Genomic DNA, 12446 nt, shown 5'->3' with positions numbered 1-12446 from the left:
CGCCAGGATTTGTACTACTCGTAGCAAAGGGGTTTCATAAGTCGGGATTTTTCACCATTTTTCCCGGCTCATCATCAAGCACAACCCATGAACCGTTTTCCAGTTGCCCTACTTTTGCTTTTTTTACTCAATCCCCCCACTTTTTCTCAGGAAATCCAGTGGGAACCCATTGCTCCGGGTGTGTGGAAAGGCAGCAGCGGCGTGCCGGAGTCTTACGATCTATGGTCTGCCGCTCAACCTGAAGCAAAACTGGCTGCCTTGGAAAAATTGGGGGCCGAAGCGTTCCCGCTGAACCAAGGAGAAATTACCGGAATTCAGCGGGATGGAAACACCTATTTACGATTCCCGCTGGAACGGGGCGAACAGCTTTTTGGTTTTGGCCTAAATTTCAAGACGGTACACCAGCGCGGACGGATCTTGCGACTTCATGTGGACCATTACGGCGGAACAGATAACGGAAGAACCCATGCCCCTGTCCCGTTTTATGTCTCGGACCGGGGATACGGTGTGTTTGTGAACTCGGCTCGCTACCTGGACGTCTATGCCGGGTCGGCCTCCCGGCTGGATAGCGATGACCCGCCGGAAGCGCGCGACCGCAACACGGACTCCAAATGGACGGCAAGCCCCTATTCCGACGCGGTAGAAGTAATGGTGCCGGCGGCCGGGGTTACCGTTTATGTGTTTGCTGGCCCGACTGCACTGGAAGCCATCCAACGGTTTAATCTACTCAATGGCGGGGGGGCGTTGCCTCCCCGCTGGGGACTGGGCTTTACCCAGCGGGTACACCGCTTGTACAGCCAGGAAGAGGTAGTCCGGGAAGTGGATGAATTTGAAGCCCGGGGCTTTCCCCTGGATTTTGTCGGGCTGGAGCCCGGCTGGCAAAGCAAATCCTACCCCAACACCTTTGCCTGGGATCCGGTACGGTTTCCCAATCCGGCGCAACTGGTCAAAACCCTAGAAGAGAAGGGTGTCAGTTTAAATCTCTGGATGAACCCCTACGTTTCTCCGGATGCTACGTTTTACAACAGCCTTACACCCTATTACGGCAGTCACACCGTTTGGGCGGGAGCGGTACCCGATCTCAGCATGCCAGCGGCACAGCAGATTTATTGGGAAAACTTTACACGCGATCATGTAGAAATTGGCGTGGGTGGCTACAAAATAGATGAGGTAGACGGATACGATCGCTGGCTTTGGCCCGATGTAGCCACCTTTCCCTCCGGCCTTGCGGCCGAACAATTGCGTCAAACGTATGGACTACTCGTCCAAAAACAAAGCGCACAGCTCTTTCGGGAGCAGAACCGCCGCACCTGGGGATTGGTAAGGGCTTCCAACGGCGGCGGCGTCTCTTTTCCCTACGTTCTTTACAACGATTACTACAACCACCGGGATTTCATCACGGCATTGATCAATAGCGGCTATTCGGGCTTGCTATGGACACCGGAAGCGCGGGCGTCAGATACGGCCGAAGAATGGCTCAGGAGATTCCAAACGGTCGTGTTTTCTCCCATGGCCATGATAAACGCCTGGGCCAGCGGAACAAAGCCCTGGACCTATCCAGAGGTAGAAGAAGAAGTAAAAGCCATGGCCCTATTGCGGATGCAGATGATCCCTTACTGGTATTCCAGTTTTGCACAGTATCATTTCGAGGGGATTCCTCCCTTTCGGGGCATGAATCTGGAACCGGGCTTCGTAGAGGCAAAACCAATCGGCGAGCCCAAGGTTTCCATGGACTTGGAATCCAATCCTTACGAGGAGGCGATTAAAAGCGAAATAAAAGACCAGTACATGGCCGGTCCTTCGCTGCTGGTTGCACCCTTTTTTGCGGGTGATACTTCCCGAAGCGTGCTGCTGCCAAAAGGTAACTGGTACGACTTTTACGATGGCCGCTATGTAGGCAACGGTGAAATCATCGAGGTCCGGTCGCGCCTGGACCAGATCCCCGTATTTGTACGCGAGGGCAGCCTCATTCCCTTGATGGAACCAAGGCTGCATGCACCCGGACCGAATAAACGGGTAGACCTGGAAATCCGGCACTACGGCAAGGAAGCCGCTACCTATTGGTACTACGACGACGATGGCTACTCCTTTGACTTCGAAAACGGTAACTTTACCTGGAGGGAATTGAAAGTGGAGAAGGATGGGCAAGGAAACTGGAAAGGTACGCTTTCGCCTGCTTCCAAAGGAAAACCCAATACCATTGGAAAGGTACGTTGGAAGTTCATGAGCTTGGAGGAATGATCCTGTATGAAAACGGGCCGGTTTACCAAAAATGCGTGTTTATTGTAACTAATTCGTACGTATCGGTGTTGGTACAGTACATGAACGTATTATTTACTTTATCTTTTGCTTTATGAAACCTGCATTTGCGTTAGACGTCCCGGTATGGAAATTCATTGTTTTTACGCTGCTGATTGCGGGCTTTACTGCGTGTTCTACGAAAATCACCTTCCCCGTTTCACGGGTAGTTCCTGCGGCCCATCCCGAAGCGAAAGTCACCAAAGCGAAGGACGGAACCTATGAGGTAGCTTTAAATGTCTCGCATCTGGCACTTCCCGAACGCTTGAGTCCTCCCAAGAAACACTACCTGGTATGGATTGATACACCTGAGCAGGGAGTCAAAAAACTGGGTGAAATTGCGAACAACAGTGGTATTTTCAGCAATCGAGGAAAAGCATCCTTTGAGGCCAGCACCTCGTTTCGCCCAAACCTGATCCTGGTAACTGCCGAGAATAGTTTGGAAGTGGCTTACCCTGGAACGCACGTGGTTTTTAAAAGTCGTCCATTTGAGCTTCGGTAGGATTTGGAAGGATCGCCTGTGGCACTGGTAATTAGCCGTTAACAAATTATTATCTATCGAAACAAATCCTCCTTTTTCAAAATATTATTTGTACTTTTGCAACTTAATTTAATTAACATGCAGAGTATCCGTAATATTGCGATCATCGCACACGTTGACCATGGAAAAACGACCCTGGTGGACAAAATCATCCATGTCTCAAAAATTTTCAGGGAAAATCAACAGTTTGATGATCTGATTTTGGACAACAACGACCTGGAACGGGAAAGAGGCATTACCATTCTTTCCAAAAACGTTTCCGTGAGGTATAAAGATATCAAGATTAACATCATTGACACTCCCGGTCACGCCGACTTTGGAGGGGAAGTAGAGCGTGTCCTAAAGATGGCCGATGGAGTAATCCTGCTGGTTGATGCCTTTGAAGGCCCCATGCCCCAAACCCGATTCGTACTGGGGAAAGCGCTGGAACTTGGTCTTACACCCATCGTGGTTGTCAACAAAGTAGATAAAGAAAACTGCCGTCCGGATGAAGTTCACGAGGCGGTATTCGACCTGATGTTTAACCTGGATGCCACGGAGGAACAATTGGAATTCCACACCCTGTACGGTTCGGCAAAAAATAACTGGATGGGCCCCGATTGGAAAAACCCTACCGACTCCATCCTTCCTCTATTGGATGCCATTGTCAAATACATTCCAGAGCCAAAAATCGAGGAAGGCACCACCCAAATGCAAATCACTTCGCTGGACTACTCCAATTTTGTGGGGCGTATAGCCATTGGACGGGTTAAAAGGGGCCTAATCAAAGAAGGGCAGCAGTATGCGCTTTGCAAAGCCGATGGAAGCACCAAGCGGGTAAAGGTAAAAGAAGTGCACGTATTCGAGGGCTTGGGGAAAGTAAAGGCCACCGAAGTACAAACCGGAGATATTTGTGCCATCACTGGCATTGAAGGTTTTGAGATTGGAGACACCCTGGCGGATCTGGAAAATCCCGAGCCATTGCCACGTATTTCCATTGACGAGCCCACCATGAACATGCTTTTCACGATCAACAACTCGCCCTTTTTTGGAAAAGAGGGTAAGTTTGTGACCTCCCGACACCTTCGGGACAGGTTGATCAAAGAAACAGAGAAAAACCTCGCCCTGCGGGTGGAGCCAACGGATAGCGAAGATAAGTTTTTGGTTTACGGCAGGGGTATTTTGCACTTGTCGGTTTTGATTGAGACCATGCGTCGAGAGGGTTATGAATTGCAGGTGGGGCAACCACAGGTAATCTACAAAACCATCGACGGCGTAAAATGCGAGCCGATAGAGACCCTGTTTGTGGACGTTCCCGAAACTTCGGCGGGTAAAGTGATCGAATTGGCTACCCAACGGAAGGGCGAATTGCTGGTCATGGAGCCGAAAGGGGATTTGCAGCATTTGGAATTTAAAATTCCTTCCAGGGGATTGATTGGCCTCAGAAATAATGTACTCACGGCTACACAGGGCGAGGCCATTATGAATCACCGTTTTTCCGCTTACGAACCTTTTAAAGGGACCATTCCCGGACGGATAAACGGCTCCCTTATCTCTATGGATGCCGGACAATGTACGGCCTATGCCATTGATAAACTGCAGGACAGGGGTACGTTTTTTGTGGATCCCGGCGAAGAATTGTATACCGGACAGGTAATTGGTGAGCACTCCAGAGACAACGACATTGTCGTGAATGTTCAAAAAGGAAAACAGTTGACCAACATGAGGGCTTCCGGTTCGGATACCAATACAAGAATTGCTCCTGCCAGGAAATTTTCGTTGGAGGAGTCCATGGAGTACATTCAGAAGGACGAATACCTGGAAATCACGCCAAAAAGTATCCGAATGCGTAAGATCCACCTGGACGAAAACGAACGGAACCGCGCTTCGAAGATGCAAAATGCATAAGCACAAAAACGAAAGGATGGATTTTTTCCATCCTTTCTTTGTCTCATGCGAAGGTATTGGGCTTATTTCTTTATTTTTATAAGCTGAACCGGATCGGTATACCGGGCAGCCCTATGCCGATCGTTTATCCGAAAGTCACCAAAAACGGAAATGTACCTATGAAAAAAATCGCAGTTTTTACCTCAGGAGGAGATTCTCCCGGAATGAATGCCTGTGTAAGGGCCGTCGTGAGGACAGGAATATACCATGAACTGGATGTGTACAGCATCATGTATGGGTATGATGGCATGATCAACGGCAACATCAAAAAAATGCAGTCCCAGTCGGTTAGCAATATTTTGCAACGAGGCGGTACCATCTTGAAATCGGCTCGCAGCGAGGAATTCAGAACCAAGGAAGGGAGAAAAAAAGCCTTTGAGGAACTCAGCAAACACGGCATCGATGGCCTGGTTGCCATCGGTGGTGACGGGACCTTTACGGGAGCCAAAATATTCTATGAAGAGTTTGGCATCCCGACGGTAGGTTGTCCGGGCACCATTGATAACGACATTTACGGCACCGACTATACCATTGGCTTCGATACGGCGGTAAATACAGCCCTGGAAGCCATCGACAAAATACGAGACACGGCTGCGGCACACGACCGCATCTTTTTTGTAGAAGTGATGGGAAGGGACAGCGGGTACATAGCCATTGAATGCGGAATCGGCGGAGGTGCCGAGCTGGTGATGGTCCCGGAAACCACCACGACCATTCACGACGTGGTAAAGTCCCTAAAGGGCCTGCGGAAGTCTAAAACGTCCAGCATCGTCGTCGTAGCAGAAGGCGACGAAGAAGGCGGGGCTGCGGATATCATGGAACGCGTAAAATCCGAATTTAAGGGTGAGGACAAAGAGTTTAAAGTCACCACATTGGGTCATATACAACGAGGCGGTAGTCCCACAGCCAAAGACCGGATTCTGGGAAGTCGTAGTGGCATGGCCGCTGTTGAGGGCCTGATCAATGGGCAGTCAAACTGCATGGCTGGAATTATCAACGATCAGGTTGTCTATACGCCCTTTGAAGAATGCATTACCAAAAGCAAACCCCTGAAGGAGGAGTACCTGAGGCTTCAGGAACTGTTAAGTATATAGTATGGGCTTTGTACCGATTTTCATCACGCTGGGTGGTTTTGTGTTTTTATTTGTCCTGCTGGTGCATCAAAACCTGCGACAGAAAAAACGAGCGTTTTCCCTGGACTGGGAGACGCTGGTCTCGCGTGTGCGGGACGGTAGCTGGCTGAAGCTAACAGAGCAAAACCCGGAGGGCGGAGGATTGGACTCGCTGGAAAGACTGCTTCGTTTCGCTGCTAAATCGACGAGTAATCCAGCCGAGAAAGCGGAAATGGAATCGCTCAAGGAGGTATTGGGTCGCGCGAAAAGAACCCGCTACGAATACAACAACTTGATCGGTACCAAACCCTATTCCTTCGTTGCTAGTCTTTTTGGTCATCACCCTCTTTAACACGGTCGCCGATCCACTGCAGCATCTGCTCCCAGTCATTGGGGTGAAACCATGTGTAATCCGGATCTTTTCTGAACCAGGTGAGTTGCCGCTTGGCGTATCTTCTAGAGTTTCGTTTTAACAGCCTGACGGCTTCTTCCCTGTCGTAGCTGCCTTCCAGAAAGCCAAAGACTTCTTTGTACCCCACCGTTTGGAGCGCATTGAGGTGGCGGTAAGGATACAAGCTTTCTGCTTCGGAAAAAAGTCCCTGGCGAATCATTTCATCCATTCGCCGATCGATCCTATCGTAGAGTTCTTGCCGCTCGCGATCTAGCGCAATTTTAATGCTGCGAAAAAATCTCGGTGATTTCCGCTTCTTACGGAAATCACTATACGGTCGGCCGGTACCCAGGCACACTTCGAGAGCCCGGATAAGTCGTTGGGGGTTTTGCAAATCCACCTGCTGGTAGTAAGCCGGGTCCAGGAGGGCCAGTTGTTGCTGTAGGTAGGGTAGTCCAAACTGCCGGTACTCACAATTGAGCTTATCCCTAATTTCCGGATCGATGCTGGGCATTTCATCCAGACCTTTTACCAGCGCATCCAGGTACAGTCCGGAGCCTCCGGTAAGGATTAGCAGCTCATGCTCCTTGAACAAACGTTCCATCATATCCAGGGCGTCCTGCTCAAAATCCCGTACATCGTAGGGCTGGTGAATGGACTTATTGCCAATAAAATAATGCGTTACCTGCGCCAGGACATCTTTTCCGGGCTTAGCAGTCCCTATATCCATTTCCCGAAAAAATTGTCTACTATCAGCCGAAATTATCGCAGTATTAAATTTTTTGGCTAAATTTATGCACAAATCAGTTTTGCCTACTGCTGTTGGACCGGCAATGACCAAAAGAATATGATTGGAGCGCTTCACTATCTGTCAAACCTAAGCTAGAAACTCGAAGTTAAGGAATTTCACTCATGAAAAACAAAAAAGTCCTGATCGTAGACGACAACGCACTGAACCGAAGGGTATTCGAAAATGTAATTGGACACAACTATTTTTTTGATTCGGCTTCGGATGGCGTAGAAGCGATCGAACTACTGAAACGAAATAACTATGACATCGTGTTGATGGACATACAAATGCCCAAGTTGGACGGCATTTCCTGTTTGAAAATCATCCGGGAAGAGGACATCACCAATATCCCGGTAATCGCCATTTCGGCCTATTCCAATCAAGGAGATCGGGATTATTTTTTGTCCACCGGGTTTGATGATTTCATTGCCAAGCCGGTAAAACCAAAAGATTTGCTCGAAACGATTCATTTTCATTTGCAGCCCGATATGAGCAGTTCGTTGGCGGATGACAAAAATTCGGAGGAATATTCCGAATTGAATGAAGCCGTTATCCGGCAACTGCTCAAGTACCACAGCATCGAAAACATAAAATCCGTTTATATTGATTTTCTTGAAGAAGCAAAAAATTTGACCGAAGAGATAAAATTTTTGGCGGATTTAAAAAAATTTGATGAAATTGGAGAAAAACTTCACATATTAAAAGGAAATTCAGGTACTTTGGGCGTGTTGGCGATATACAGGGCCACAGCGGGATTTGAAAAAAAAATCAAACAGTCCAATTTGGCGGATATAAAGGCGGATATGGCCTGTTTGGAATCAGGTTTAAAAACCTACCAGCGAATTATTGAGAACGACAAAATCTTTTCGAAATATGAATGAACCCAAAAAAGTACTGGTGGCCGAAGACAGCTCCGTGATTATTAACTTGACCAAGAATGTATTGTTATTCGAAAACTTTCACATCACGGCGGTCAAAAACGGTCAACAGGTTTTAGACAGGTTGGGAAAGGAAAATTTTGACCTAATCCTTATGGACATCAACATGCCCGTGATGGATGGAATCTCCTGCACCAAAGCGATACGGAAGCTTTCCGATCCGGAAAAATCGACCATCCCCATCATTGCCATTACCGGCAATTATAAAAATTATACCCTGGATGATTTTAAAAAAGCAGGACTAAATGATTACGTTCAAAAACCCCTTGACTACGACCTGCTGCTTGCCACGGTGAAAAAGCACATCGACAACTGAAATGCCCGTTAAGTATACCAAAAGCTATTTGGATAAGCTGGAAGATGTTTTTGCTGCCTCAGAGTACCACCTGCGGTACGAAAAAGGAAATTTTAAGTCCGGATATTGCATTTTGAAAGATACAAAAATCGTCATTATCAATAAGTACTTCACGCTGGAAGGGAAAATCAATGCTTTGATCGATATTTTGAAGACCCTGGATTTCAATCCCAAATCCTTCGCCAACCAAAAACAGCAGGATTTTCTTACCGAACTCAAACAAACGGAACTCAAACTTTGAAGCTCACATTTTTAGGAACCGGAACATCCCAGGGAGTCCCCGTCATCGGTTGCCATTGTGAGGTGTGCCAGTCGTTGGATTTTCGTGACAAGCGCCTGCGAACATCGTTGCACCTGGAAAAAGATGGAAAAAGCATTGTCATTGATACCGGACCGGATTTTCGTATGCAAATGCTTCGGGAGTCCGTTCCCCGGTTAGATGCAGTCGTCTACACCCACGAACACAAAGACCATACCGCTGGTCTGGATGATATCCGGCCGTTTAATTTCAGTCAACAGACCGATATCCCGCTTTACGGAAGCCCTCGGGTTCTCAACCAAATCAAAACCGAGTTTTCGTACGTCTTTGCAAAGAACAAGTACCCGGGAATCCCACGTGTGCTGATCAACGAAATAGGCAACCTGCCGTTTGATGTAATGGGCATTCGGTTTATTCCCATTGAGGTGATGCACCACAAACTACCGGTATTCGGCTTTCGCATAGCCGATTTTACCTACATTACGGATGCCAACTACATCGCGCCCGAAGAAATTGACAAGATCATAGGGACAAAAGTACTGGTCGTTAACGCCCTACAAATCCAGCCCCATATCTCCCACTTTACCCTGGAAGAAGCCCTTGCCTTTATCGAAAAAATCGGCCCGGAAACCGCTTACCTTACCCATATTAGCCACCGAATGGGCATGCACCAGCGAATACAGGAAGAGTTACCCAAAAACGTAAACCTGGCCTACGACGGGTTGAAAATCCATTCCTGACATGCACCTAAACTACCATTTTTTCCGCTTTCTATGTCCGGCATTGGAGTCGACGGCCAGAGGCCGGACATTGGGTGCCTGTTTTTCTCAAAACAAAGACGAATTGGTAATGGAATTCACATCCGTTACCGCTCCTCCGTTCTTTATTCGGGCACTGCTCCTTCCCGCAACTCCCTGCCTGAGTTTTCCGGAAGATTTTCGAAGAAGTAAAAAAAACAACGTCGACTTGTTTCCAGAGCTCATTGGGCAAACGGTCCGCAGGGTCCACCTGCTCTCCTTTGAAAGAGCTTTTTACGTTGAGTTCGAATCCGGAAAGCTGCTCCTGTTTAAGATGCATGGCAGCCGGTCCAATATCCTCCTTTTTGCTTCCCTTCAGGAGCACCCGCAGCGACTGTTCCGAAAGGACTTGGTAGAAGACCTACAGGTATTCGTTTCGGACCTTGAAAAACCCTTATCGCTGGATTGGGACCGATTCGCTTCCCTGGAGGGTAATGCTTCCGCGTTTCTCCCGACGCTCGGCAAACTACCCAGGACCTGGTTGAAAGAAAAAGGCTACCTTGCCGCCAGCCTGGAAAGCCGTTTTCGGCTAATGCGCGAGTTGCTGGACCTGTTGGAAAGCCCGCTGTTTTCGATCTATCGGGAAGAGGAGCAATACCGACTGACCTTACTACCCTGTGAAAACCCCCTGGACACCACCACGGACCCCATAGCGGCGGCTAACCTGTATTACCAAAAAGCGGTGGTTCGGCAAGCTTTTGAGCAGCAAAAAAACCAACTGATGCGTTCATTGGCAGATCAGCGAAAAAAAACGGAGAGCTACATCCAAAAAACGCGCGATAAATTAGCGGCTATGGAAGCCGAAGCCTCACCGAGCCAACTGGCAGACATCATCATGGCCAACTTGCACCAGATTCCAGCCGGTTCGGAAAAAGTCGCATTATTCGATTTTTATTCCAACAAAACAATAGAAATCAGCCTCAAACGGGGGCAGAGTCCGCAAAAGCATGCGGAAAACCTGTACCGGAAAAGCAAAAATAAAAAGATAGAATTCGAACAGGTACGCCAAAATCTGGCACGAAAAGAAGCCCTATTGTCCAACCTGGAGCAGGAAACAGCGGAACTGGCCTCGGTACAGGATTTTCGGTCGCTCAAAGCGTTTGTCAAGTCCGAGGAACGCACGGTAGACCGGACCAGGTCGGAACGATTGCCTTTCAAGCGTTTTGAAGTGCTTGGCTATGAAGTATGGGTAGGGAAATCTGCACGTTCGAATGACGAATTGCTCCGAAGGTATGTATGGAAAGACGATTTGTGGTTGCATGCGAAGGACGTAGCCGGCTCGCATGTCATTATCAAGAATCAATCCGGCAAACAACTACCCGCTCCCGTACTGGAGCGCGCGGCATCCCTGGCTGCCTATTATTCCAAAAGCAAAACATCCGGCCTGGCCGCAGTCATGTACACTCCGTGTAAATATGTGCGGAAGGTCAAAGGCTCCGCACCGGGTGCAGTGATGGTCGACAAGGAAAAGGTCCTCATGGTGCCTCCTGAAGGCCCGGAAGAGCGCTGAGCATAAAACAACAAAAACCGCTTCGGAACCAGCCAAAACGGTTTTTGTGTGCAAGTCCGGTACACCGGGAATGCTTTCTGCTAGGAAACGGCCTGTATTATTCCACAACGTGTAGTTTCATCATGTTGGTTCTTCCTTTGGCTTTCAGCGGCATGCTGGCCGTATTGATGATGATATCTCCTTCACTTACATGATTTTCCTCCTTCAGCTTGTCCTGAATGTCCAGGAATGTGGCATCCGTGGACTCGCTGTTGTCGTAATAATAGGCACGAACGCCCCAAACCAAACTTAATTGGGTCAGCAGCTTTTTGTTTCGGGTAAAGACAAAAATACCTGCAGAAGGACGGTGCGAGGAAAGCCGGAAGGCTGTAAAACCCGAGGTGGTAATGCCCACGATGGCCTTAGCCTTCACGTTTCTGGATAGCCTGCTGGCCATGAGCAAGAGGTTATTGCTCAAGTAGCTATCGGTATCCTCAGGTATTTTGTACAGGTTGTGGTAAATGTCCGCATTGACCTCAATGTGATCAATGATGCTACTCATGGCCTTTACTGCGGCTATGGGAAATTTACCTGATGCGGTCTCAGCGGATAACATGACCGCATCTGCACCGTCCAGCACTGCACTGGCCACGTCGTTGGTCTCTGCACGGGTAGGACGGGGATTTACGATCATGCTCTCCATCATTTGAGTCGCAATAATCACGGGCTTGCAAGCCAATTTGCATTTCTCCACCATTCGCTTTTGCCAAAGGGGAACAATCTCCATCGGTACCTCTACACCCAGGTCGCCTCGGGCAACCATGATGGCATCAGTGGCCTGAATAATGGCGTCAATATTTTCCAGGGCTTCGGGCTTTTCAATTTTCGCAACGATTTTACAGCTTTTCCCTGCATTGCTGATTCTTTCCCGGAGGTCCAGGATATCGTCCGCGGTGCGAACAAAGGAAAGGGCGATCCAATCCACTTCGTGTTCCAGACCAAATTCCAGGTCTATCAGGTCTTTCTCCGTCAGTGAGGGGGCGCTTATTTTTGTATTCGGGAGGTTGATCCCTTTTCTGGATTTTAAAATCCCCCCATGCACAACCGTGCAATCCACGTTTTTCCCGTCGGTTCTCAAAACCACCAGTTCAAGGTTACCGTCGTCAATCAAAATGCGGTCTCCTTGCACCACGTCATTGGGCAGGTTTTGGTAAACGGTACTGACAAGCGACGCATTTCCCATAACCGGCTCGTTGGTAATGGTAATCGGATCCCCTTGTTTGATGAGTACCCCGTTATTTTCCACTTCTCCCACACGGATTTTGGGCCCCTGAAGGTCCTGTAGAATCCCAATATTGAATGGCATTTCCGCATTTAATTCACGGATCGTTTTGACCACGTCTGCATGAATGCTATGATCGCCATGGGAGAAGTTTAACCGGAAAATATCAGCTCCCGCCATCACCAGCTCGGTGATGGTTTCTTTGGTATTGCTGGCAGGTCCTATGGTAGCTAATATTTTGGTTTTATTAAAAATAGGTACTCTCATT

General features: G+C 48.5%; 12 protein-coding genes. 10 read left to right on the top strand and 2 right to left on the bottom strand.

What is annotated here, in order from left to right:
* The first annotated feature begins 87 nt into the window (after positions 1–87).
* The 5 genes from GCU44_RS14180 to GCU44_RS14160 all read left to right on the top strand — a co-directional run bounded on the left by GCU44_RS14180 (position 88) and on the right by GCU44_RS14160 (position 6229).
* Positions 88–2241: a glycoside hydrolase family 31 protein gene (locus GCU44_RS14180; protein ID WP_154857007.1), complete on the top strand. Its 2154-nt coding sequence runs from the start codon at positions 88–90 to the stop codon at positions 2239–2241.
* A gap of 112 nt (positions 2242–2353) precedes the next feature.
* Complete coding sequence (locus GCU44_RS14175) at positions 2354–2800, top strand: hypothetical protein (protein WP_154857005.1); 447 nt, start codon at positions 2354–2356, stop codon at positions 2798–2800.
* A 117-nt stretch (positions 2801–2917) separates the two neighbouring features.
* Positions 2918–4726, top strand: coding sequence for a translational GTPase TypA (gene typA / locus GCU44_RS14170; protein WP_092174676.1), 1809 nt, complete (start codon positions 2918–2920; stop codon positions 4724–4726).
* 158 nt (positions 4727–4884) lie between these two features.
* A complete protein-coding gene (gene pfkA / locus GCU44_RS14165; RefSeq protein WP_154857003.1) occupies positions 4885–5859 on the top strand; it encodes a 6-phosphofructokinase in 975 nt (324 codons plus the stop codon).
* A 1-nt stretch (position 5860) separates the two neighbouring features.
* Complete coding sequence (locus GCU44_RS14160) at positions 5861–6229, top strand: hypothetical protein (protein WP_154857001.1); 369 nt, start codon at positions 5861–5863, stop codon at positions 6227–6229.
* Here the strand turns inward: GCU44_RS14160 and miaA are convergent.
* Entirely contained in the window at positions 6201–7133 is a 933-nt protein-coding gene (gene miaA / locus GCU44_RS14155) for a tRNA (adenosine(37)-N6)-dimethylallyltransferase MiaA (protein ID WP_394366494.1), read from the bottom strand. The two genes, GCU44_RS14160 and miaA, sit on opposite strands and share 29 nt — an antisense overlap.
* A gap of 47 nt (positions 7134–7180) precedes the next feature.
* On the opposite strand from miaA, the gene GCU44_RS14150 reads away from it, so the two are divergent.
* Genes GCU44_RS14150 through GCU44_RS14130 form a run of 5 tightly spaced genes read left to right on the top strand, consistent with a single transcriptional unit; the run spans position 7181 to position 10917 of the window.
* Positions 7181–7939: a response regulator gene (locus tag GCU44_RS14150; protein ID WP_154856997.1), complete on the top strand. Its 759-nt coding sequence runs from the start codon at positions 7181–7183 to the stop codon at positions 7937–7939.
* Positions 7932–8312, top strand: coding sequence for a response regulator (locus tag GCU44_RS14145; RefSeq protein WP_092174665.1), 381 nt, complete (start codon positions 7932–7934; stop codon positions 8310–8312). Before GCU44_RS14150 ends, GCU44_RS14145 begins: the two co-directional genes overlap by 8 nt.
* Before the next feature lies 1 nt (position 8313).
* Complete coding sequence (locus tag GCU44_RS14140; protein WP_092174663.1) at positions 8314–8592, top strand: hypothetical protein; 279 nt, start codon at positions 8314–8316, stop codon at positions 8590–8592.
* Positions 8589–9350, top strand: coding sequence for an MBL fold metallo-hydrolase (locus GCU44_RS14135; RefSeq protein WP_092174661.1), 762 nt, complete (start codon positions 8589–8591; stop codon positions 9348–9350). The genes GCU44_RS14140 and GCU44_RS14135 overlap by 4 nt, the downstream gene beginning before the upstream one ends.
* A 1-nt stretch (position 9351) precedes the next feature.
* A complete protein-coding gene (locus GCU44_RS14130) occupies positions 9352–10917 on the top strand; it encodes an NFACT RNA binding domain-containing protein (RefSeq protein ID WP_154856995.1) in 1566 nt (521 codons plus the stop codon).
* Between the two features lie 97 nt (positions 10918–11014).
* Here GCU44_RS14130 and pyk read toward each other — a convergent pair whose 3' ends face one another.
* Positions 11015–12445 (bottom strand): pyruvate kinase, encoded by a 1431-nt coding sequence (pyk, locus tag GCU44_RS14125; RefSeq protein WP_092174655.1) that lies wholly within the window; start codon positions 12443–12445, stop codon positions 11015–11017.
* Position 12446: the final 1 nt, after the last annotated feature.

Source organism: Cyclobacterium xiamenense (assembly GCF_009467825.1).
In the GTDB taxonomy this organism is placed as follows: Bacteria; Bacteroidota; Bacteroidia; order Cytophagales; family Cyclobacteriaceae; genus Cyclobacterium; species Cyclobacterium xiamenense.
This window is presented reverse-complemented; position numbering and strand designations above follow the sequence as displayed.